A 22,827-nucleotide genomic window follows, 5' to 3' on the forward strand; every position below is an offset into this window, starting at 1 on the left:
AAAAAGTGAAAAAAACTCCAGTCAATGACCGGAGTTTTTAGCAATTATTGTGCCGCAGGATATACGCTCACTTTTTTACGGTCACGACCGAAACGTTCGAATTTAACTGTTCCGTCGATTTTAGCGAAAAGAGTGTCGTCGCCTCCGCGTCCAACGTTTTCACCTGGATAGATTTTCGTTCCACGTTGACGATAAAGGATAGAACCACCAGTTACGAATTGACCATCAGCACGTTTAGCGCCTAAACGTTTAGACTCAGAGTCACGTCCGTTCTTTGTAGAACCTACCCCTTTTTTAGATGCGAAAAATTGAAGATCTAATCTAAGCATGAAGTTCACCTCCTATTTTTTTGTAGATATTCTCACATAATCGTGATAATCTCGTTCAATTGTTTCTAAGGAAACGACCATACCTTCTAAAAGCAGCTGGGCTTTTTCAAAGGATACTGGATCTGTATCAGCCGGCAATTCAAAAGAGAAATAGCCGCCTTCCTCGCCAATATCAAGCAGAGGGTCCAATCCTGTCAGTGCAATAATTGAATTGACTGAGCCGAAAACAACAGCAGATACTCCTGCACAAACGAGATCCTGACCTTTTTCAGCAAACTCGGCATGTCCAGTCATCTGAAAAGACGTAATGCTTTCATCTGCTTTCGACCGAGTAATGGTTGCTTTGATCATATCACTCACACGCCTTAAGCGTTGATTTTTTCGATAACAACTTTAGTGTAAGGTTGACGATGACCTTGTTTCTTGTGGTTGTTTTTCTTCGGTTTGTACTTGAACACAGTAATTTTCTTACCGCGACCTTGTTTTTCAACTTTAGCCGTTACTGTTGCTCCAGCAACTGAAGGGTTACCCACTTTCACAGTGTCTCCGCCGACAAACAATACGTTTTCAAAAGTTACTGTTTCACCTGCTTCAGCAGCTAGTTTTTCAATATAAACAGTTTGACCTTCTTCAACTTTTACTTGTTTACCACCAGTTTCGATAATTGCGTACATCTCTGCACCTCCTAATAAACTCAGACTCGCCGAATACAGGGGGCCTTAGGCTCTTTACACCTGCTTCGCGCGGTTGTAGCACGGGTGCTACATATCCATAACATTAAAAAATATATCAAATTAGACGCAGAATGTCAACGTATTTTCATCACTAGTACGGCAAAAGAAGCTCTTCCATGGAGGTGGTGGTTCTTCGATCTGAAAAATACGCATGAAGCAGTTCATTTTCATCAAGCTGGCTCATTTTCAAGCCATCTCTTTCAATAATAATCGGATGCTTACAGCCTCTTTGGAATCGCGCCATGACTTCATATATTTTTTCCTCAGCGCTCGCTCTCAGAGGAATCAGCTTTTCTACCTTTTGCTCTTTTTTACCGTAATAGCGTTCTAGTAAAAAGCGAACCCTGACATAATGCCGCTGCCGGTGCTCCGTCACGAGTGAATAGGCTAAAAAAGTGAGCAGTACCCAGCCGTTGAATTGAAGCGGCGCAAACAAAAGTAATCCGCCTGTCAATAGACTGAAAAAGACAAGAGAGCCTTTTATGGCAAGGGTATGTGCACGTTGGAAAGGGTAATATGCTGATAAGAGCAAAAAGAATAATTTTCCGCCATCTAGCGGCCAAATCGGCAAAAGATTCACAAGGAAAATCGCCATATTATAAAAAGTGAACATCGTAAAAATGTCGTGTGAAATAAGAGAAGCCTCCATAAAAAACCACGCCATAAGCTGGAGCGGTACATGCTGAAGCGGCCCGCATAAAATGACCGCCAGCTCTTCCTTTAGCGGGCGGTTCCCATGCTCTTCTACTTCTACCGCTCCGCCAAACGGGAGTAGAAAAATCCGCCGAATGCGCCAATGATAATAGCAAGCAGCCGCTGCATGTCCAAGCTCATGGACAAAGACGATGATGAGCAGACAAAGTAGCGGCTTGATTTGACCAGAGAGAATCGCAAACGCCATCACAATCCACAGCAGCGGATGAATGTGAATTTTCGTCAGCATGACCAGCCATCTATTCAAAGGTCATCACCTGAATAGGATCGATAAACTGTTCATTTTGCTTAATAGCAAAGTAATATGTGCCCTTTCCTTGATCATCAAGTGAGATCTGACCAATTTTCTCACCCTTATCAACAAAATCGTATAAGGCCACATCAGCTTCCTTTAATTGACCGTACCAGCTATAGCTGTTATCCGCATGCTGCACGACCACTGTCAGCCCTGTGTCACTTTTCTTTTTCACTTCCACTACATAGCCTTCCTTCATACTGTCTATCGCTTCAGCCGATGTTTCGACTTTGACACCTGCTCCATTTTGCGTAAAGGATTCCTGCACTTTTCCAGAAGCAGGTACGGCCAGTTCTTGGTTCGCTTGTACATCTTTTTGATCTTCCTTTTTGTCCGTTAAAAAGGCAAGGGGGTTTCCAACTGTTTTCTCAAACCAGCGATTAGCAGCAGCAAATTGAAAATCCTGCTCAAAGGTCTGCGTAATGATCGGCTTCAGCTGCTGGAACGGCCCTGCCTGACCTTTAAACGATATAGCTGCAATCAACACAAGGGATGCAGATAATAAACATTTCAGTACAAAGGCATTGGGGTTAAATAGTGGATGCTGATATTTCTTCGGTTGATGAGACGACGCTTCAAAGGAAGACGACCCTGAATGCTTTTCTTCCTCTGTTAACATGACCCATGGAGGAATATCCTCTTTTTTCTTGAAGGTCGTCTTCTTAAATGGAGCAACTGAATGCTTCGTTTTGCGGCGCTGCGCGATTTTCTTTCGGTACTCGTCCACTCTTTTCATGAGATCACCCTTTACATACAAACAGTTTGTACATTTTATGTGGCAACCTCATCTGATATGCAACAAAAAGACCGATTCTCACCGAATCGGTCTCGTCTTACCTAAATGCTGATTAAGCTCTCACACCAAAAAATGCTTTCAGCTTAGCAAACATTCCTTTGTTTTCATCTTCAAATGATTGAAGTGGAACAGATTCGCCTAGTACACGGCGAGCGATATTTCGATACGCAATCGATACTTTGTTTTTAGCATCCATGACAATCGGTTCGCCATTATTTGAAGCCTTAATCACGTCATCATCATCAGCAACAATGCCAAGAAGATCAATCGATAAGTGATGGACAACTTCATCCACATCCATTGAATCGCCACTTTTCGCCATGTGTGTACGAATACGGTTGACGATCAAACGAGGTGGTTCGATATCTTCTTGTTCTAACAAACCAATGATACGGTCGGCATCTCTCACAGCTGAGATCTCAGGCGTCGTCACGACAATTGCCTTATCTGCACCAGATACAGCATTTTTAAAGCCTTGCTCAATTCCAGCAGGGCAATCAATGACGACATAATCAAAGTCTTGTTTCAATGATTGAATTAATTCTTTGATCTGCTCTGGCTCTACAGCTGTTTTATCGCTTGTTTGAGCAGCAGGTAAAAGATACAAAAGATCCTCGAAACGCTTATCTTTTACAAGCGCCTGATGGATTTTACATCTTCCTTCTACTACATCGACTAGATCGTAAATAATGCGGTTCTCAAGCCCCATCACGACATCTAAATTCCGAAGGCCAATATCGGTATCAACTAGACACACTTTTTTCCCTTGAATTGCTAGTGCTGTGCCTAAGTTTGCAGATGTTGTTGTTTTGCCAACGCCGCCTTTTCCTGAGGTAATCACAATAGCCTCGCCCAATTTCACATTCCTCCCTCAAGCCTTGTCAGATTAGGTCTTATATGAGCCAATTGCTGCAGGCGTTCAATGATCATGTTGCCATCTATATCTAAATAAGCACATTCCATTTCATTTCCATCTTCTTTTTGATCCGGTGCACGGTTAAACACTTGTGCGATGCGAAGCTGAGTTGGAATCATACGAGATGCCGCAATGACAGCTTGTTTATTTCCATTACATCCAGCATGGGCCACGCCTTTTAAAGCGCCGAGCACAAAAATATTTCCCCCTGCACGAATCGTTCCACCAGGATTGACATCTCCTATTAATAAGAGATCTCCTTCAACATACAGTACCTGTCCTGAGCGTACAATTTTGGCTACAGAGGTAATTTCGGCCTCTGCTTTTAATCGTTTCGCCTCTTCAGTTGACATGACGTCACTTTCAATAGAGTGAATGACGAGATGTTCATTTTCAGAGACTGCTTCAGTCAAACGCATTTCCTGATCCTCTGTTAAATACCGAAAACCAAGCTTAATATGCACATTAACCTTATGACCTTCCCTTCCATCTGTATATTGCTCAAGTAAAAGAACCTCTCGCAAGCCAGAAAGAAGGTCATCAAACGAACAGTCATCATTTAACTGTAATGTTAATCCGTTTTTAGTACCTTTTATCGTCACATATTGCTGTTTTTGAGTTTTCAAGATGCTCACCTCAACAACATACTCATTTCGCCGTATTTGGACAAACTCCTGCTTTTATTCGTCGATCAGTCCTTGTTTCATGTTGATGAAAAAGAGCCTAAGCGGCACAACAAGTATGAGAGACGCAGCAGTATTTAAAAGAATCGTTGGAATAAAGCGTTCGATGACATACGTATTAAACGGCATAATCCCTGGTTGAATTGTCGCTTGAACGCCGTACACATAAAACTCCATTACGGAAACAGCAATAATCGACAGAAAGACGACCACTAACATATTCGTTTGCAAAACTTTAAAGGCTTTCGCTAACAAATAGCAGAGCGCTCCAAAGCCAAACATATGAACACCAAGTATGCCTGTATACGAAATATCATATAAAAGTCCAAAGATAAAACCGAAAATCACACCATATTTTTGATTCACAAAAGCCGTCATAAATACGAGTGCGAGTAAGATGAAATGAGGAGCTAAAATTTGATTGTCTGAAACAAATGGGAGCTTCACTAGATCAACAAAAATACTGTCAAATACGAAGATAAACAACATGACGAAAGCAAGAAGGACACGTCTCACGAGCCTTCCTCCTTCGTCAATACAGATGCATCTGCCGTACTTGAGCTGCGATTCACCACAATCACGCGGTCTAAATTGTTGAGTTCAGCCGCTGGTTCTACATAAATGATCTTTGTCAGGCCGTAATGATCTGGCTCGATTTCACTCACCTTACCAATCGTCAAGCCTTGAGGGAATACGCCCCCTGCTCCAGATGTTTCAACAAGATCTCCTTTTTTGACATCTCCATCTGCATCAGATTTCAGAATATTCATTGTCAGCATTTTTTTCTTACTGTCATAGCCGTTAATAATTCCGTTGAGTTCTTCTTTGCCCTTTTTCGCAAAAATTTTCGTTGAAATTCTATTATTTTGGTCAGTGGAGCTTAGCAACCTTACTGTCGAAGTAAAATTGTTGAGCTTATCACTTTCAATTTTCCCAATTAACGCACCACTCTCATTTGTGACCGCCATATCTTTGTCAACGCCTTGTTTTTTCCCTTTATCAATCATGACAAAGCTATCCCAAAGGGACGGGTTTCTCGCGATAACCGTTGATAGAATTGGCGTATAATCACGAATAGAGTTCACATAACCGAGCTGCTTGCGAAGCTTTTTGTTCTCATCTTCTAATTCTTGAAGTTTCGCCTCATATTGGGTTTGTCCATCAAGTTTTTTTCGAAGACGTTCGTTTTCATCGTATGTGTTCTTTAAATCTTGTACGTTCCCATACATACCGGCAATAAATTGTGATGGTTTATGAAAGACACCTTGAAAAAAGCCTGTCGTATCCCCCACTAATTTTTCCGGCCATGAAGCACCTCTGCCGCTTTTCACTGAAAAACCAATCATGGCCACCAGTACGATGACACAGACAAGGAGCAACATTAATCTTTTATTCATAAAAAACTGCGGCATGTCTTACACCTCTTTATTTACGCCCGATTATCGATTATCTTTTGATTTTCCTTTGAACAAATGAATATGCTCTAGTGCTTTTCCTGTTCCGATCGCCACACAGTCAAGCGGATCTTCCGCAATAATGACTGGCATCTTCGTCTCATCACTAATCACTTTGTCAAGATTACGAAGCAATGCACCACCGCCAGTTAAAACGATTCCGCGGTCCATAATATCTGCTGCCAGCTCAGGCGGTGTTTTTTCAAGTGTCATTTTCACCGCATCAACAATGGTTTCCACTGTATCGCGAAGCGCTTTTGCAATCTCATCTGCTGTAATCGAGATTGTTTTTGGCAGACCTGTTAAAAGGTCACGACCCCGAATGTCCATTTCATCATGTACATCAGACTGCGCAGAACCGATTTCCATTTTAATCGCTTCTGACGTACGATCACCGATCATCAGGTTATACGTTTTACGGATGTAGCTGCTGATTGCATCATCCATTTCATCTCCTGCCACGCGGATTGATTGTGATGTCACAATACCGCCAAGAGAAATAATGGCTACCTCTGTTGTACCGCCGCCAATGTCTACAACCATGCTTCCTGTTGGCTCCCATACAGGAAGGTTCGCACCAATCGCTGCCGCAAATGGCTCTTCAATCGGGTATGCGTCACGTGCACCGGCTTGTCTCGTTGCATCAATGACTGCACGTTCTTCTACAGCTGTAATACCAGACGGTACACATACCATCACGTAAGGTTTACGAGCAAAAAGCCCTTTGCCTTTTAATGCTTGATTAATGTAATATTTCATCATTGTTGCTGTCGTCTCGTAATCTGCAATGACTCCGTCTTTCATCGGGCGTAGTGCCACAACATTACCAGGTGTACGGCCAATCATATTCCTAGCATCATTTCCGACTGCCACTATAGACTTCGTATCAGTTTCCAAGGCTACGACCGAAGGTTCTCTTACAACAATGCCTTTTCCTTTAATAAAAACAAGCGTATTCGCTGTTCCAAGATCTATTCCAAGGTCTTTTGTACCAATTCCAAACATATGTATGTATCTTCCTTTCTTAAACCAAAATTCCCTTTAGGGAAAAACTCATAAACTCTATTATATCGTAAAACATTGAAAAAAAAAGTGTTACAAATACCCTTTTTCCTTCAAACTCACAAATTTTTGATCACCTATGACTAGATGATCAAGCAGCTGTATTCCAATCAGCTTTCCACATTCAAAAAGTCGCTGTGTCACTTCAATATCTTCCCTGCTGGGCGTCGGATCTCCAGATGGATGGTTGTGCACACATATAAATGAAGCGGCCGAACGTTTAAAGGCCTCTTTGAAAATTTCACGCGGGTGAACGATCGATGAATTCAGGCTTCCAATAAACACGGTGTGTTTATGAAGAACTTGATTTTTTGTATTGAGATACAGACAAACGAAATTTTCCTGTGTCAAAAACCTCATATCTTCCATCACAAAGTTCGCTCCGTCTTCTGGTGTGCGGATCACATAGCGGTTATCCGTCGTTTGATGGTGTAATCTAGTGCCGAGTTCTAAAGCAGCTAAAAGAGAAATCGCCTTCGCCTTTCCAACTCCTCGAATCTTCGACATTTCTTCAATTGAGGCTTCTCTTACAGAGCGAAGACCACCGAATGTTTGCAGAAGTCTTGCAGAAATTTGGAGAACGGATTCTTTTTTTGTGCCTGTTCTTAGAAGGATCGCAACAAGTTCATGATTTGACAAACTGCTGGGCCCGTATTTAATAAAACGTTCTCTCGGTTTTTCATCATGAGGGAAATGCTTTAGCAGCATAGGGAAATCGTTCAGGATGACCACTCCTTTTAGAATTCCTTCCTGTCTTCAAAAAGGGGTGATTCCAAAGGTTTCAAGCACTCTGACTGTTTTTGCAATAGGTAGACCGACAACGGAAAAATAATCACCATCTATTTTTTGAACAAACAGTGCGCCTTTCCCTTGAATGCCATAGCTTCCCGCTTTATCAAGGGGTTCGCCCGTTTCGATATAGCGGTCTATTTCATTTTGAGTCAGCGTCCAAAATGTCACTTCTGTCTGTTCATAAAATGTTTCTTTTCTATTCTCTGACTGAACCGTGACACCCGTCAAGACTTGATGTGTCTTTCCTGATAATAATTGAAGCATGAAGGCTGCTTCTTTCTTATCTTTTGGTTTCCCAAGACATTTGCCGTCAATTGCAACAATTGTATCTGCACCAATGACCACAGCTTTGGGATTTAATCTTTGAATATCATTTGCTTTTTGTTCTGCCAACCATTGGACGTTCTCAGCAGGAGAAAGGTTTCGATTTATTTCTTCTTTTAAATGACTTGCTTGAATGTCATAAGAAAACCCTGCTAGATCAAGCAATTCTTTTCTTCTAGGTGACTGCGATGCGAGAATCAATTGGTTCATGTTTGTTCATCCTTTCAGGGTTTAGCCTAAGAAGTAAGATACCCATTCATCCTAGCAAATGTACATCTTACCGACAATTTACGAAAATTCATTTTTCATGTACCTTCATCATTATGTTGGATGCAAAAGAAAAAAACTAGTCATTTTTTGACTAGTTTCGTTTCTTAAAAAATGATTTTACGTATTTAATTGATCAAGTAATGCCTGCTGAGATTTCCAGCCATTTTCAGCAGTTGGGTCATTTAACAGTTGAACAGCTTTCAGCAAACTGCTTTTAGCCGGTGCGTCCTCTGTTTTGGCACTTTCAAGCTCAGAAATTAGCTGCGTCACTTCCTTTTGATCCACTTCATCGCCTGCAATCACTTTGGATGATAATACAGATGCCTTTTCTATTAAATTAGTCAGCTCGTCCGGCACTTGAAATGAGAGCTCTTTTCCTCCCCATGCCTCAAAGTGCTGATCAATCAATTTCTTCCCTACAGCGCTTGTCATCCCCTGCTCTGTCGCAAGTCCAGCAATAACATAATACCCATCATCCATGGAAATCTTTTTCCCTGCATATCCTGCATCTTTTAAACTGCCAACTAAGTCATCTGCTCCTTTTTCAGAAGAGAATTTCCCAGCTTGTACAACAAAGGTTGATAAACTGCCAGAGGCACTTTTTTCTTCTTTGTTCTCTTTTGATTCATCTGTAGTACCTGCTTTCGGCGCACCCCCGCCGGCTTTCATCGATGATTGATTTCCAGATCCAGATGCCGAGACACTGATATCTCCACCTGAAGGATTTGGTGTACTATCTTTACTTAAACTAAGCGCAAACACCCCGAGGCCTGTCCCAAGAACGACCGCAAACACAATCGTTGTCATCACTCTCTTGAAGGGACCACGATTTTTACCGAACTTTTGATCAAAGGAGCTTTTTTTCTTTTGATAAGGGGTGACGACTTTTGGATCAGAATGATAAATATGATCAGCCGCATCATCCCACTGGAAATCTTCTTCTTTCGGTTTAGACGGATCTTCCTGAGAAGCGGCTGTCTCCTGTTCCGAATGTCTCTTTTCTTCCCAATTCGAAAACGTCACTTGATCTTCTTCCTGTTTCGGTGGCTGATGATCATCTTCGTGTACCATTTCTTCCTTGCCATTAATATTGACCTTTAGCCCTTGTTTTTTTGCCTGCCTTTTTTTCACTGTCATTCCCCGCTTTCTGACATGTTTGTAAGAAAGACCTTTCTGTCCAATGAATCAGCGCGAATTTAACCCGTCCTTCTTTCTGTTTCACACTTTAACATAGCAATAAAAAAAAAGAACAAGACTTTTGTCGGCAGAGCAAAAAAGTGTTCGCCAATTTTTTCATCCCTTCGACTAGCCAAATTGAAACAAGACAGGAGTACCACAGAGATACAGCAAAAAAGAAATAGCGATCGAAGGAACAAAAGGGAATGGCTCGTTTAATCGAAAGGAAAAGACCTTTGCATAAACCATTCCAGTGATACATGAGAGAAAAAGCATGAGAAGGAACGGTTTGAAGCCAAAGCAAAATGCAAGTACACTGAACAGCTTCATATCAGCTCCGCCCATACTATTTGGCTTAAAATAATCTAGACTAGAAAACAAAAGAATGCAAAAAATGAGAGAAGCCGTCCCTTCCCACCAAATTAGAAGCGGTTCCAGCGTGCGGTATATGGCGAAAAGAGGAAAAAAGAAGAGAAACAGCTCGTTCGGCACCCTCATATAGAGAAGATCACTCACGACAGCAATCACGAATAAACTACAAAGAATCATAAGAAAAAGACCTTCAAACGAAAAACCAGCGATCCTATAAATGAACAAAAAAAGACCGCCTGACAGCAGCTCAATCGTTGGATAGAGCCAAGATAGACGAATGCCGCAATGTTTACAAGACCCCTTCCATACAAGATAAGAAACGAGCGGGATCATTTCGCGTAGGGATAGCGGCTGTTTACAGGCTGTGCAGTGAGAGCGAGGAATAAGAATAGACTGCTTCACCGGTAGCCTTTCACCAACGAGATGAAAGAACGATCCCATCGTGATGCCTGCAAGAAACAGAAAAACCTCAATCATATGTGGAGCTCCTTCCGGGAATAAGATAGACCGGATTTTACCATGATCCCACCTTCTTAAGCATCTAGTGAAAATATGATTTTCCCCCTCTTCTACATATAAAAAGAAAAAGACGCAGGAGGCATCAAAGCCATTTGCGTCTTTTCGTTACCCAATCATACGATTTCGTATATCTGAAATAAAATAAAGAGAGCCTGTCACAAGAATCACCGCTGAAGGATCATCACTCTTTTTCTGAATCCATTCAAGTACTGCACGAGGGTCATCATCATACGATTTTGCCTCTAACTGACTGCATGCATAAAGCTTTTCCGCTAATTCGGCTCTTGGAAAATCAAATGAAACAAAATGGATAGAAGAACTTACAGCTTCAAGCTTTTGAATCATTTGCTTGTACGGCTTATCTTTTAAAGCACTAAAACATACATGCACCTGTTTACTAGAAAAATGAGCTTGTACGGTTTCAATTAAACGGTCAATCCCTTCTTCATTATGAGCGCCGTCTAAATACACTGGAGGCTGATCTTTAATCTTTTCAAATCTCCCAGCCCAAACTGCCTGCCGAATGCCCTCATATATTTGCTCTTCTGTCACGCTAATATAGCCTTGTTGCTCCAGCCATTCAATGAGTAAAACAGCAAGAGAAGCATTTTGCCTTTGATGCGTTCCAATTAATCCTGTTTCAAGCTGCGGATACTGCCTTTTTGATGTGCGTAACGTAAATTGTTCTCCTGTTTCTGTTGGCTGCTGATGACTGAAGGTACAGGTCTCTTGTAATGAAATGCATTCCGCCTTTTTTTCTTTTGCGATGTTTTGAATGACCGCAAGAGCTTCCGGTTGATGGACAGCAGTGATCATCGGAATACCCACTTTGATAATGCCTGCTTTTTCAGATGCAATTTGTTCAAGTGTGTCACCTAAAATCGCCATATGATCATGACCAATCGACGTAATCGCTGTTAAGATAGGGGCGGCAACATTTGTTGAATCAAGTCTTCCGCCAAGGCCTGTCTCTAATAGGACAAAGTCTACTTGTTGTACATCGGCAAAATAAGCAAATGCACATGCAGTAATGATTTCAAACTCTGTTGCTGCGCCAAGCTCTGTTTGGTCTAACTCATCAACAAAAGGCTTGATTTTATTCACCAAACTCAGCCATTCTTCATCCTGTATAGGTGCTCCGTTCACGCTGATTCGTTCATTGAACGTTAAGATAAACGGAGAGGTGAAGGTGCCGACTGAATAGCCTGCTGCCTGTAAAACGGAACGAGTAAACGCAATCGTTGAACCTTTTCCATTTGTACCCGCAACATGGACTGCTTTTATGCGTTGTTCCGGATGGCTTAGTTTGTTCATCAGCCACTTCATTCTTTCAAGACCCGGTTTTACACCAAAGGCCAATCTACTGTGAATCCACTCAATGGCTTCATGATAGGTTGTAAACAATGTCATCTCTCATTTCATCCGAAATTTTCAAAAAAGACGACTCCATTTTGTTAGGAGCCGTCTTTTCAATCTTATGCTTTCAGCTCTTCAATACGCTTTTGAACAGCTTCGCGTTTGGCGACATAGTCACGTTCTTTCGCACGCTCTTCTTCTACGACACTTTCAGGCGCTTTTTTCATAAAGCCTTCGTTGCCTAGCTTTTTCTGAACGCGCTCTACTTCTTTTGTCAGCTTATCCAATTCTTTTTGTAGACGAGCGATTTCCTCATCTAAGTTGATTAAGCCTTCAAGCGGCAGAATGAGCTCTGCTCCAGAAATAACAGCCGTCATCGCTTTATCACTAGCTGGAACATCTGTGCCAATTTCAAGTACACTTGGGTTCGTAAAGCGCTCAATATATGAACGGTTTTTCTCTAAGCGTTCCTGCACATCAGATGTAGAGGCTTTAATGTAAAGCTCCACCTGTTTGCTCATTGGCGTATTCACTTCACTGCGGATGTTACGAACAGAGCGGATGAGCTCCACGAGCAGTTTCATATCAGCAGACGTTTGTTCGTTTGAAAGCTCCGGCTTCACCTCAGGCCAAGCCGCTACAGTAATCGATTCACCTTCGTGCGGAAGATGCTGCCAAATTTCTTCTGTCAAGAACGGCATAAACGGATGTAGAAGTCTCATCGTTTGATCTAATACATACGCAAGGATCGAACGAGTCGTTTTCTTCGCTGCTTCATCTTCACCATAAAGCGGAAGCTTCGCCATTTCAATGTACCAATCACAGAAATCATCCCAAATGAAGTTGTATAAATGTCTGCCTACTTCACCGAATTCATACTTGTCAGCCAGCTGTGTGACACTTTCAATCGTTTCATTTAATCGGGTTAAAATCCATTGGTCAGCAACTGATTTTTCTCCAGTCAAATCAAGCTCATCATACGTTAAGCCATCCATGTTCATTAAAGCAAAACGTGATGCGTTCCAAATTTTGTTCGCAAAGTTCCAAGTGGATTCAACCTTTTCAAAGCTAAAGCGAAGATCCTGACCTGGTGAGCTTCCAGTTGCTAAGAAATATCTTAATGAATCTGCACCGTACTTGTCGATGACCTCCATTGGATCAATTCCGTTTCCTAGCGACTTACTCATTTTACGTCCTTGCTCGTCACGGATCAGCCCATGAATAAGAACGTCTTTAAACGGTTTTTCTCCTGTGAATTCAAGACCTTGGAAGATCATGCGAGAGACCCAGAAGAAAATGATGTCATAGCCTGTAACAAGCAGGTTTGTTGGATAGTAGCGCTTGAAGTCTTCACTCTCAGCATCCGGCCAGCCCATTGTAGAGAAAGGCCAAAGCGCTGAACTAAACCAAGTATCAAGCACATCGTTATCCTGTTCCCAGTTCTCTATATCTTCCGGTGCTTCCAGTCCTACGTATACTTCTTTCGTTTCTTTATGGTACCAAGCTGGAATGCGGTGTCCCCACCATAGCTGACGAGAAATACACCAGTCACGGATATTTTCCATCCAGTGTAAATACGTCTTTTCAAAGCGGTCTGGAACAAATTGAACTTGGTCGTCCCCATTTTGAAGATTGATGGCTTCGTCTGCCAGCGGCTGCATTTTTACAAACCATTGTGTTGATAAATAAGGTTCAACGACAGCTCCGCTTCGCTCACTATGACCAACTGAATGCATATGATCCTCAATTTTGAACAAAACACCCTCTTCTTGTAAGTCTTTTACAAGCTGTTTACGGCATTCAAAGCGGTCCAATCCTTTATATTGCAGTGCATTTGCATTCATTGTGCCATCTTCATTCATAACTAGAATACGCTCTAAGTCATGGCGGTTTCCAAGCTCAAAGTCATTCGGGTCATGAGCAGGTGTAATTTTCACAGCGCCTGAACCAAACTCCATATCGACGTAGTCATCAGCAACGATCGGAATCTCGCGTCCTGTAATTGGCAAGACCACTGTTTTTCCAATCAAATGCTGGTAACGTTCGTCATCTGGATGCACAGCAACAGCTGTATCTCCGAGCATTGTCTCAGGTCTTGTCGTCGCAATTTCAATTGAACCCGTGCCATCTGAAAGTGGGTATCTTAAGTGATAAAACGCACCTTGAACATCTTTATAAATCACTTCAATATCAGAAAGTGCCGTTTTCGTCGCTGGATCCCAGTTAATGATGTACTCTCCGCGATAGATCAGCCCTTTTTCATACAATTGAACAAACACTTGACGTACTGCTTTATTCAGACCCTCATCCAATGTAAAACGTTCACGCGAGTAATCAAGACCAAGTCCCATTTTCGCCCATTGGCTGCGAATAAAGTCCGCATATTCTTCTTTCCATTTCCACGTTTCTTCCACAAATTTCTCGCGGCCAAGGTCATAACGGCTGACGCCTTCTTCGCGAAGCTTTGCCTCAACCTTTGCTTGTGTCGCAATACCGGCATGATCCATTCCTGGAAGCCATAGAACGTCATAGCCCTGCATCCGTTTCATACGTGTCACGATGTCTTGAAGAGTCGAATCCCATGCATGCCCAAGGTGCAGTTTTCCTGTCACGTTTGGTGGAGGAATGACGACTGTATATGGATCTTTCGTTTTGTCATTTTGTGCTTCGAAGAATTTCCCTTCAAGCCAGTACGTATAGCGGTCTTTTTCAATCGCATTTGGGTCGTACTTTGTTGGCATTTCTTGATTATTTGTTTCCATTTATGTAACCTCCACATTTTTTTGGCTGATGAAACATAAAAAAAGCCTTTTCATCCTTATAAAAGGACGAAAAAGCTTTTTCGCGGTACCACCTTTTTTCACGAGACACATAGACGTGTCCCATACACTCTAAAGGATAACGGGGTTCTCCCGAATTTCTCTACTTGTTCATTCAAGAAATTAAGCTCACAGGCGACCTTCCAAACAAGTACATCCTAGGAAACCTTTCAGCACATGGTCTCCCTCTCTTTAGGGTCTTGCTCGTACTCTTCCTGATCCACGCTTATGATATATCACGTTCATCAGCACGTACTCATCTTTTATTTATATTACTAAATGCCTTTTGTTTTCGTCAATCATCTTTTCCGCTTTTCTTCTTCTTTATACAAATTGGACAAGCACCCTTTGCCTCTTTGCCCATATGATAATAGCAAAATGAAGAAGGAGGGCGTTTACTTTGAAGAAGATCAATCCATATACACTTCCCCCCTGGCTAAGACAAATTCGGGCAGTCGCCTCCCAAGTCGTTCTCCCAATTGCGATATTTCAAGGGTTTCGTACAATTATTTTCCCCACGACATTTGACGTCCTCATCCTAGGTATTCTCATTTTTCTTGCCTGCGCCTTTCACCTTGATTGGTTTTAAACGCTTGCTCTTATGTACCAGCCATTATGAACACAAAATAACCTCGTCATTCCGCTGATGACGAGGCACTTTGTTCTTCTTCAAGCCGTCTAGCCTGCTCAATCTCGTGAATCTTCATGACGGTCGGCTCTGAATTTTTCATCTGCCAATATGCTCTTAACAGCTCTTGACAGCTTTCCATCTCATCCTGCCCGCCTGCTTCATAGGTTTTCACTGTATCAAACAGACCTTGCGGATAAGCAAGGTAACTAAGAAACAAATGAAGCTCTTCCTCCCGAAGAGGATTTCCTTTTTGATACGTATAAAACAAGGAAGTGCATTCAGGACACGACGTGGGATAGGTTTTGAACGTCCGAAAGTAAAAGGTTAGAAGATCATAAATGGGGGCGGCTTTTTTAGACCGCTCAAAATTGGTGAAATGCCCTGTGCCCACATCATTGTACAAAAAGTGATGAATTGACAGCTGCCCATGATTTAACACAACACGAGTTGTTTCTTTATCTTTCATTTCTTCATGCCAATCTTCTAGTCGTTCAAGGGCAAATTCGCTAGCAGACATCGCCTCTGAAAAATACATCGCAGCAGCCAGTTCAAATGGCGACATATACCACGTTTGCTCTGCCCGCTCTATGAACCGTTCATACATGTCTTTTTCTGTTTCCCACTTGGTCTTGATTTGTGTGTAGTGCGCTTCGATCTCTTGATCTGTGATATCCATCATCACTTCGGTCCGCTTATGAAGTCTTGCAATCTCTTGAAATAAATATTCATGTTTATCGTCCTGCTCTTCTCTCTTTTCATTCGTCAGCCAAGGCATCAGATAGTATGCGTACTGGCTTTCACGATGACTTGAGAAAAAAGAACCGCTCTTCGTCCGATAAATCGGCACAAAAGAGCGATAGCCCTTTGATTCTAGTTCAAGCATTTGCTCTGTAAACTGCATATGTCGACTGGCTTTTACTCGCTTTAAAGCAAATGCGCCCTGCTTTGTATATACTTTGACGACAGCAGGACTGACAGGTTCAATGTATTCCGCTTCAAGCCCGTATTCGTATAGGACAGATTGGATCTCATCCACGTTCACTCACCACATTTTCTCGATCGGTCATCTCTTGTTAGGCATTGCTTTTTTGATATTCAGGAATATAAAGAATCTGCCCTTCTTCAAGCTCTGCATCCACCGATAATGAATTTGTGCGAAGAAGCTGCTGCACATTCAACTGATATCGCTCACAAATACGATCGACCGTATCTTCTTGCTGAACTATACATATTTTCATGCGAGAAAAATCTTCCTCCTCCTGCTTAGCAAACAGCTTTGTTAAATAAAGAGAATTCTCACTACCAGACGTTTCTCTCACGTCTTCTTCAAATGCCTCTTCTTCTTGAGCTGACTCATATACTTTTGGCGCTTCTCGTTCATATAACCGTCCGAGCTGGTAAGTATCATCCTGCTCCACTTGCTCCTCTTCCTCTTCCACGTGATAAGCGGGTGATTCAAATACTGGATACGGCTGGGTCGTTTCTTCCTGCTCTTCGGCTAATTCCGGATCTTTTCTCACTTCCACCTCAAAGAACGTATCCTCCTGCTCCTCTTCTTCTAAGAGCTTAGGTGGTTCAAAAAATGGTGGTTCTTGCACCTGAGCTTCATGTAAGGAGCGATAACCAAGCGCCACTTCTTCTTGGCTCTCCATTTCCTCACGTTCTTCAGATTCATTCAGGTCTTCGGTTTCTTCAGTTTCTTCGGTTTCTACCTCTTCTTCCCCACTTACCAGCTCTATCTCAATTTTTTCTTCCTGCTTTTCTTCTTCGGCGCGCGTGTCATGCTGTAATATAGCCTGATCCTCATCAATCTCACGTTCATTGTCCTGCAGTTCTTCTAGTTCCTCTTCTTCTGGTTGCAGCTGATAATCATAGGTCACGTCGCCATATTCTTCTTCAGAACGATGAACAAATTCATACGGCTCCTCTACAGTCGCTTGAGGCGTTTCCTCGTCTAAAAGACCCTCAATCGCTAGATCAGCTTGAATGGTGAGCAAACGATTTTCTGTCAGCTGGTAATCAAACGCATCAATAAACACAAACACATCATTTAAATGACTGATTTTGTTCTTAGGAATCGTGATATCGACTGGGAATTGATGCAGAAGCTCCGCTGTCCCGTCTTCTCTGACCTTCACCTCATCAGCTTCTCTGTATGATGCATAGGAACTCAATTCACCCAATAGCTCCTCTTGATTTATGTTGTATTCTCCTGTTAGCTCGAGTGAACCTCTAATCGAAACATAATCATTCACTTCTTGAACGAGAATGTCAGGATCGAGAGAAATAGACAGCAGCTCACTGACTTCCTGTCCGCTTTTGAAATAGATGGATTCTTCTACTGAAAACTGTAATCGATTGTTTTGAGACAAGTCGGTGTCCTCCTTTCATCTAATCCTTCAAAATAAAATTAGATGTCAATACAGATGTATGTGAGAGGCAGTGAAAATATGATTGGTTTTCAGCAACACAAAAAAGCCGATATGTCTCCATATCGGCGCAGCGTGTAGACAAACCCTCGCATTCGTTGTCAGTCCTGCGCGCAGGTGCTCACGAATATCAATTCGCTCCGCTCCAGTGCTCGACCTTCCTAGACTTCAAAGGTTTTCAATTCACGCTGAAAAGAAGACAAAAGGCTGAAAACAAGCCTTGTGTCATGATCAAAAGCCGATATGTCTCCATATCGGCTTTCGTTTATCGACGTAGTTTTTGAAATACTTTTTCCACTGTCTCAATCGTATATTCGATGTCTTCATCTGTATGGGCTGTTGACAGGAACAGTCCTTCGAATTGAGAAGGCGGAAGGAAGATACCGTGATCGGCCATTTCCTTGTAAAATTCAGCAAATAAAGCGAGATCAGCATTTTTGGCTATGTCATAATTGATCACTTCTTCATCTGTAAAGAAGAATCCAATCATCGAACCCGCACGGTTAAACGTTAATGGAATTCCGTGTGTTTTCGCCGCATTTGAAATACCTTCTTCCAGCCGGTCTCCTTTTCGTCTAAACTCTTCGTAAGACTCAGGTGTCAGCTGTTTTAAGGTTTCTAAGCCTGCTGTCATCGCAAGTGGGTTACCAGATAACGTTCCTGCTTGATAAATTGGACCGCTTGGCGCAATTTGTCTCATAATATCCGCTCTTCCGCCATAAGCACCGACCGGGAGACCGCCACCAATCACTTTACCAAGACACGTCAGATCAGGTGTGACGCCAAAGTAGCCTTGCGCGCAGTGATAATCCACACGGAAACCGGTCATGACCTCATCAAAAATGAGTAAGGCTCCGTATTGCTCTGTGATATCTCTCAGACCTTGTAAGAAACCGTCTTGCGGAGGGACAACGCCCATATTTCCTGCAACCGGCTCCACAATCACTCCTGCAATATCGTCCCCAAACTCCTGAAATGCAACTTGAATGCTTTCTAAATCATTATAAGGCACTGTGATCGTATTGCTTGCAGTCCCTTCAGGTACACCTGGACTATCTGGAAGCCCAAGCGTTGCGACGCCTGAACCTGCTTTAATGAGCAAAGAATCCCCGTGGCCATGATAGCAGCCTTCAAATTTCACAATTTTATTTCTGCCTGTAAAGCCTCGAGCTAGACGAAGTGCACTCATCGTTGCCTCTGTACCAGAGCTGACCATACGAATGACTTCAATAGAAGGAACCCGCTCTGATACAAGCTTAGCTAATTCATTTTCAACTAATGTGGAAGCACCAAAGCTTGTCCCCTTTTCTGCAACTCGCTGAATGCTTTCAACCACACGGTCATTCGTATGCCCTAAAATAAGCGGTCCCCATGATAAGACATAATCGATGTATTCATTCCCATCAATATCATAGATCTTGGCGCCTTTACCTCGCTCCATAAAAATCGGGTCTGTGTTCACTGATTTAAATGCACGCACAGGGCTGTTGACACCACCAGGCATTAAATGTTGTGCTTCTTCAAATGCTTGCTTTGATTTTTCATAGCTACGTCCCATTTCAACGTCCTCCTGTCTATCCGTTCTTTATTCTGAGAGCCATTTTGCTGCATCTTTTGCATGATACGTAATGATGAGTTCTGCTCCTGCACGTTTCATGCTTGTCAGCATTTCAAGAACAAGCTCTTTTTCAGAAATCCACCCATTTTGAGCAGCGGCTTTGACCATTGCATATTCTCCGCTCACATTGTAAGCAACAACAGGGAGTGTAAATTCATTTTTCACATCACGCATAATATCTAAATAAGAAAGGGATGGTTTCACAATGAGGAAGTCAGCTCCCTCTTCTACGTCAGATTGCGCTTCTCTTAATGCTTCTAAACGGTTTGCAGGGTCCATTTGGTATGTTTTACGATCTCCAAACTGCGGTGTGCTATGCGCTGCGTCACGAAACGGACCATAAAACGCACTTGCATATTTCACAGCATATGACATGACAGGTACATGAATAAAGCCAGCTTCATCAAGCGCTTCACGAATGGCCACAACAAATCCATCCATCATATTAGAAGGAGCAATGATATCTGCACCTGCGCTTGCTTGACTAACAGCGGTTTTCGCTAATAGCTGAAGTGATTCATCATTTAAAATTTCTCCATCTTCAACAATTCCGCAATGTCCATGATCTGTATATTGGCATAAGCAAGTGTCTGCAATGACCACAAGTTCTGGGAAATGCTTTTTGATCTCAAGCGTCGCTCTTTGCACAATGCCATGGTCGTGATACGCCTCACTGCCCACATGGTCTTTATGATCTGGAACACCAAATACAATAATTGATTTGATACCTAGGTCGACAAGCTCTTGGACTTCTTCTTTTACAAGGTCCACTGAAATGTGATAAACACCCGGCATTGAAGAAACTTCTTTTCGGACATTTTCACCCTCTACAAAAAAGATCGGATAAATGAAATCAGATGGTCTTAAAAAGGTTTCTCTGACTAATTCTCTCATTCCTGCGCTTGTCCGCAGTCTGCGGTGTCTGTTAAATTTCATCATTTATTCAACTTCCTTTCAGATAAACGGCACATCAATTCAAGCATTCCGTCTATCGTATAAGTATCTGGGGTTTCAGAAGAAATCCCGTATTGAAGCAGTGCCTCTTTTGTTAGAGGACCGATCGTCACAAAACAAGTGTCAGAAGCAGCTAGATTCGCTGCATCTGCCTCCATGGCATGCATAAATGAATGGACAGTCGATGAGCTCGTAAATGTTATAAAATCAAATGATTGCTTCGTCATTGCCGTTTTAAGAGCGGCAATCCCTTCCTCATCCTTGACCGTTTCATATAAAATCCATTCCTTTACTTCTATGCCAAGTGGAACAAGCGTTTTCTTCACGACATCTCGAGACAGGTGTCCTTTTGCTACAAACACACGCTCTCCTAGCTGCACATGGTCAAGCAGCGCATCAGCGAGCTCTTCCGCTATGAATCGTTCTGGTACGACATCCACCTTCAAGCCGTGCTGCTCAAGGTAGGCAGAGGTTTTCTCACCTACCGCAGCCACTTTCAAATGGGATAAACTTTTATGTAAATGATGGTCCTCTATGTAGCTCAGAAAAAAAGACGCACCATTTACACTTGTGAAAACAAGCCATTGGCTATTTTCTAAGTCTTTTAAAAAGGCCTGCGCTTTTTCAATTGTGAGCGTAGGCTCAAACCGAATAAGAGAGGTTAAAATAGCATGGCCGTTCAGCTCTTTAATCTTCTGCTGAAACACACCCGCTTGACGTTCATTTCGAGTGACAAGCACCGTCTGTCCGTGAAGCGATTGGCCTATGGTCATTGGGAGGACAGATCCTTTTTCACCTTGTCGATTAAATCCTTTGCTCCCTTATCAGCCATCTGCTTCGCACATGCTGTTCCAATTGCCTCAGGGTCAGTGCCTGATACAGTTTCTCGAATAATCGTATGTCCATCAGCAGATGCCACAAGACCCGTCAGTTCAATTTCATCGCGCTCATTCATTGTTGCATATCCAGCAATCGGCACCTGACAGCTTCCATCCATTTGTTTGAGGAAGGCTCGTTCAGCGAGAACCGTTTTCTTTGTGTATTCATTCGTAAATTGAGCGAGGAGCTGCAACAGCTCTTCATCATCTCCGCGGCACTCAATTGACAAAGCGCCTTGGCCAACTGCGGGCAGACAAGTCTCAGGAGATAAAAATTCAGACACAACCTCTTTACTCCAGCCCATTCTGGACAGACCAGCAGCCGCTAAAATAATGGCATCATATTCTTCATTTTTCAGCTTTTCCAATCGTGTATCAATGTTTCCTCGAATCCATTTGATGTTCAGATCTGGTCTTTCCTGAAGAAGCTGGGCACTACGCCGTAAGCTGCTTGTTCCCACAATTGCACCCTTCGGCAGCTCATGTAGATGCAGATGATCCTTCGAAATAAGAGCGTCCCTTACATCTTCACGCTCAGGAATACAGCCAATGACTAATCCTTCAGGAAGAGCAGCCGGCATATCCTTCATACTGTGAACTGCCATATCGATGTCATGATTCAGCATCGCCTGTTCAATTTCTTTGACAAACAGTCCTTTTCCGCCAACCTTTGATAAGGTTACATCTAAAATTTGATCACCCTTTGTCACAATCTCTTTTATTTCAAAAGAATAAGAAGGGTTTAGTTCAGACAGCTTTTGAATGACCCATTTTGTTTGTGTAATTGCAAGCTTACTTCTTCTAGAACCTACTTTAATTGTACGCAATTCGTCTTCCTCCCGACAATGCCCTTAAGACTCATCATTATTTATTGAAACCAATGAAAGGTTGATAAGCTACCAAGCAGAAAATAATTGATCATAAGCACAAGGAATGAACCGACATTCCATAGTGCCACGACTTTGCCCTGCATATTTCTCACCAATCTGATATATAAGTAAACCCCATATAAAAACAGCATAATAAACGAACCAAGCACCTTTGCATCTGTCCAGTACAACGTATCATACGAAACATATGCCCAAATGATGCCAAGAATCAAACTAAGTAAGAGCATCGGCACGCCAATAATGTTTAATACGTATGCCATATGATCAAGCTTCGATAAATCTTCAATTCTTAGAAGCCATTTCCCCCATTTTTTCTTTTTCAGCAAACGATATTGAAAGAGATAGAGAAGAGAGAAAGCAAATGAAAGTGAAAAGGCACCGTATGATAAAATTGCCATTGTAATATGGATCACTAGCAATTCACTCGTCAGCTTCCCCGTTAGCTCTGCTGAGTGAAGATCAGATGGTGTAAAGGTGTGAATCGCCATCAAGGAAAAACCGATGACATTTGTAAAAAAGACGATAAATTCAACACGAAGTACTTTTGTGAGAACAAGTGAAAGTGTCACAAGCACCCACGTATAAAAATATAACCCCTCTGCTACATTCAACACAGGGAATCGGTCTGTTTCCATCATAATATAGAACATGTAGACTGTTTGCAGCAGCCAGACAATAGAAAGCAACCAGAAAGCTATTTTTCCAGCCTTCCGGTTGTGTTGAAGAAAATCTATGAAATAGAACAAGACACTTAGTGCATAGATCAAGGTCGTCGCTTCATTGAGTCTCGCTACAATGGATTCCAACATCGCTTAA

The 22,827-nt window shown here is 42.4% G+C and carries 24 protein-coding genes and 2 other annotated features; of the genes, 1 reads left to right on the top strand and 23 read right to left on the bottom strand.

Annotation, left to right across the window (positions count from 1 at the left end):
- Nucleotides 1-44 precede the first annotated feature (44 nt).
- The 16 genes from rpmA to MKX52_RS12295 all read right to left on the bottom strand — a co-directional run bounded on the left by rpmA (nucleotide 45) and on the right by MKX52_RS12295 (nucleotide 14,554).
- A complete protein-coding gene (gene rpmA / locus MKX52_RS12220) occupies nucleotides 45-329 on the bottom strand; it encodes a 50S ribosomal protein L27 (RefSeq protein ID WP_003216586.1) in 285 nt (94 codons plus the stop codon).
- Nucleotides 330-341: 12 nt separating this feature from the next.
- Nucleotides 342-680 (bottom strand): ribosomal-processing cysteine protease Prp, encoded by a 339-nt coding sequence (locus MKX52_RS12225; protein ID WP_088002213.1) that lies wholly within the window; start codon nucleotides 678-680, stop codon nucleotides 342-344.
- 14 nt (nucleotides 681-694) lie between these two features.
- Nucleotides 695-1,003, bottom strand: a complete 309-nt coding sequence (rplU, locus tag MKX52_RS12230) for a 50S ribosomal protein L21 (RefSeq protein WP_012010760.1) — start codon at nucleotides 1,001-1,003, stop codon at nucleotides 695-697.
- 12 nt (nucleotides 1,004-1,015) lie between these two features.
- Nucleotides 1,016-1,088: a sequence feature (ribosomal protein L21 leader region), on the bottom strand.
- 66 nt (nucleotides 1,089-1,154) lie between these two features.
- Complete coding sequence (locus tag MKX52_RS12235; RefSeq protein ID WP_342490779.1) at nucleotides 1,155-2,024, bottom strand: M50 family metallopeptidase; 870 nt, start codon at nucleotides 2,022-2,024, stop codon at nucleotides 1,155-1,157.
- A complete protein-coding gene (locus tag MKX52_RS12240) occupies nucleotides 2,017-2,808 on the bottom strand; it encodes a M23 family metallopeptidase (protein ID WP_342490780.1) in 792 nt (263 codons plus the stop codon). Before MKX52_RS12240 ends, MKX52_RS12235 begins: the two co-directional genes overlap by 8 nt.
- Before the next feature lie 112 nt (nucleotides 2,809-2,920).
- Entirely contained in the window at nucleotides 2,921-3,724 is an 804-nt protein-coding gene (gene minD / locus MKX52_RS12245) for a septum site-determining protein MinD (RefSeq protein ID WP_003216504.1), read from the bottom strand.
- 2 nt (nucleotides 3,725-3,726) lie between these two features.
- Nucleotides 3,727-4,410 carry a septum site-determining protein MinC gene (gene minC, locus MKX52_RS12250; RefSeq protein WP_088002215.1) on the bottom strand — a complete coding sequence of 228 codons (684 nt, stop codon included), beginning with the start codon at nucleotides 4,408-4,410 and terminating at the stop codon, nucleotides 3,727-3,729.
- 54 nt (nucleotides 4,411-4,464) lie between these two features.
- Nucleotides 4,465-4,983, bottom strand: a complete 519-nt coding sequence (gene mreD / locus MKX52_RS12255) for a rod shape-determining protein MreD (RefSeq protein WP_034661648.1) — start codon at nucleotides 4,981-4,983, stop codon at nucleotides 4,465-4,467.
- Entirely contained in the window at nucleotides 4,980-5,879 is a 900-nt protein-coding gene (mreC, locus tag MKX52_RS12260; protein WP_012010765.1) for a rod shape-determining protein MreC, read from the bottom strand. The genes mreD and mreC overlap by 4 nt, the downstream gene beginning before the upstream one ends.
- 27 nt (nucleotides 5,880-5,906) lie before the next feature.
- Nucleotides 5,907-6,926: a rod shape-determining protein gene (locus MKX52_RS12265; RefSeq protein ID WP_088002217.1), complete on the bottom strand. Its 1,020-nt coding sequence runs from the start codon at nucleotides 6,924-6,926 to the stop codon at nucleotides 5,907-5,909.
- Nucleotides 6,927-7,016: 90 nt separating this feature from the next.
- Complete coding sequence (radC, locus tag MKX52_RS12270) at nucleotides 7,017-7,691, bottom strand: DNA repair protein RadC (protein ID WP_088002219.1); 675 nt, start codon at nucleotides 7,689-7,691, stop codon at nucleotides 7,017-7,019.
- 48 nt (nucleotides 7,692-7,739) lie between these two features.
- On the bottom strand, nucleotides 7,740-8,309 hold the full coding sequence (locus tag MKX52_RS12275) for a Maf family protein (protein ID WP_012010768.1): 570 nt from the start codon (nucleotides 8,307-8,309) through the stop codon (nucleotides 7,740-7,742).
- A gap of 177 nt (nucleotides 8,310-8,486) precedes the next feature.
- Entirely contained in the window at nucleotides 8,487-9,506 is a 1,020-nt protein-coding gene (locus MKX52_RS12280; protein ID WP_342490781.1) for an SPOR domain-containing protein, read from the bottom strand.
- Between the two features lie 168 nt (nucleotides 9,507-9,674).
- A complete protein-coding gene (locus MKX52_RS12285; protein WP_342490782.1) occupies nucleotides 9,675-10,394 on the bottom strand; it encodes a prepilin peptidase in 720 nt (239 codons plus the stop codon).
- 147 nt (nucleotides 10,395-10,541) lie between these two features.
- On the bottom strand, nucleotides 10,542-11,840 hold the full coding sequence (locus MKX52_RS12290) for a folylpolyglutamate synthase/dihydrofolate synthase family protein (protein ID WP_342491892.1): 1,299 nt from the start codon (nucleotides 11,838-11,840) through the stop codon (nucleotides 10,542-10,544).
- Between the two features lie 71 nt (nucleotides 11,841-11,911).
- Nucleotides 11,912-14,554: a valine--tRNA ligase gene (locus tag MKX52_RS12295; protein ID WP_342490783.1), complete on the bottom strand. Its 2,643-nt coding sequence runs from the start codon at nucleotides 14,552-14,554 to the stop codon at nucleotides 11,912-11,914.
- 59 nt (nucleotides 14,555-14,613) lie between these two features.
- Nucleotides 14,614-14,843 (bottom strand) — a binding site (T-box leader).
- Nucleotides 14,844-15,011: 168 nt separating this feature from the next.
- Between MKX52_RS12295 and MKX52_RS12300 the strand changes: the two genes are divergently transcribed.
- Entirely contained in the window at nucleotides 15,012-15,200 is a 189-nt protein-coding gene (locus tag MKX52_RS12300; protein ID WP_003216497.1) for a hypothetical protein, read from the top strand.
- Nucleotides 15,201-15,246: 46 nt separating this feature from the next.
- On the opposite strand, the gene ysxE is transcribed toward MKX52_RS12300, so the two are convergent.
- The 7 genes from ysxE to MKX52_RS12335 form a co-directional block, all read right to left on the bottom strand.
- Nucleotides 15,247-16,278 (bottom strand): spore coat protein YsxE, encoded by a 1,032-nt coding sequence (gene ysxE / locus MKX52_RS12305; protein ID WP_216886156.1) that lies wholly within the window; start codon nucleotides 16,276-16,278, stop codon nucleotides 15,247-15,249.
- A 37-nt stretch (nucleotides 16,279-16,315) separates the two neighbouring features.
- Nucleotides 16,316-17,614 carry a LysM peptidoglycan-binding domain-containing protein gene (locus MKX52_RS12310; protein ID WP_224925481.1) on the bottom strand — a complete coding sequence of 433 codons (1,299 nt, stop codon included), beginning with the start codon at nucleotides 17,612-17,614 and terminating at the stop codon, nucleotides 16,316-16,318.
- Nucleotides 17,615-17,936: 322 nt separating this feature from the next.
- A complete protein-coding gene (gene hemL, locus MKX52_RS12315; protein WP_012010775.1) occupies nucleotides 17,937-19,229 on the bottom strand; it encodes a glutamate-1-semialdehyde 2,1-aminomutase in 1,293 nt (430 codons plus the stop codon).
- A gap of 27 nt (nucleotides 19,230-19,256) precedes the next feature.
- Entirely contained in the window at nucleotides 19,257-20,228 is a 972-nt protein-coding gene (hemB, locus tag MKX52_RS12320; RefSeq protein WP_088002235.1) for a porphobilinogen synthase, read from the bottom strand.
- A complete protein-coding gene (locus MKX52_RS12325; RefSeq protein WP_144504283.1) occupies nucleotides 20,225-21,016 on the bottom strand; it encodes a uroporphyrinogen-III synthase in 792 nt (263 codons plus the stop codon). The genes hemB and MKX52_RS12325 overlap by 4 nt, the downstream gene beginning before the upstream one ends.
- Nucleotides 21,013-21,948 (bottom strand): hydroxymethylbilane synthase, encoded by a 936-nt coding sequence (gene hemC / locus MKX52_RS12330; RefSeq protein WP_012010778.1) that lies wholly within the window; start codon nucleotides 21,946-21,948, stop codon nucleotides 21,013-21,015. Before hemC ends, MKX52_RS12325 begins: the two co-directional genes overlap by 4 nt.
- Nucleotides 21,949-21,989: 41 nt before the next feature.
- Nucleotides 21,990-22,820: a cytochrome c biogenesis protein gene (locus MKX52_RS12335; RefSeq protein WP_012010779.1), complete on the bottom strand. Its 831-nt coding sequence runs from the start codon at nucleotides 22,818-22,820 to the stop codon at nucleotides 21,990-21,992.
- Nucleotides 22,821-22,827: the final 7 nt, after the last annotated feature.

Source organism: Bacillus sp. FSL R5-0422, assembly GCF_038610765.1.
Lineage (GTDB): Bacteria > Bacillota > Bacilli > Bacillales > Bacillaceae > Bacillus > Bacillus pumilus_O.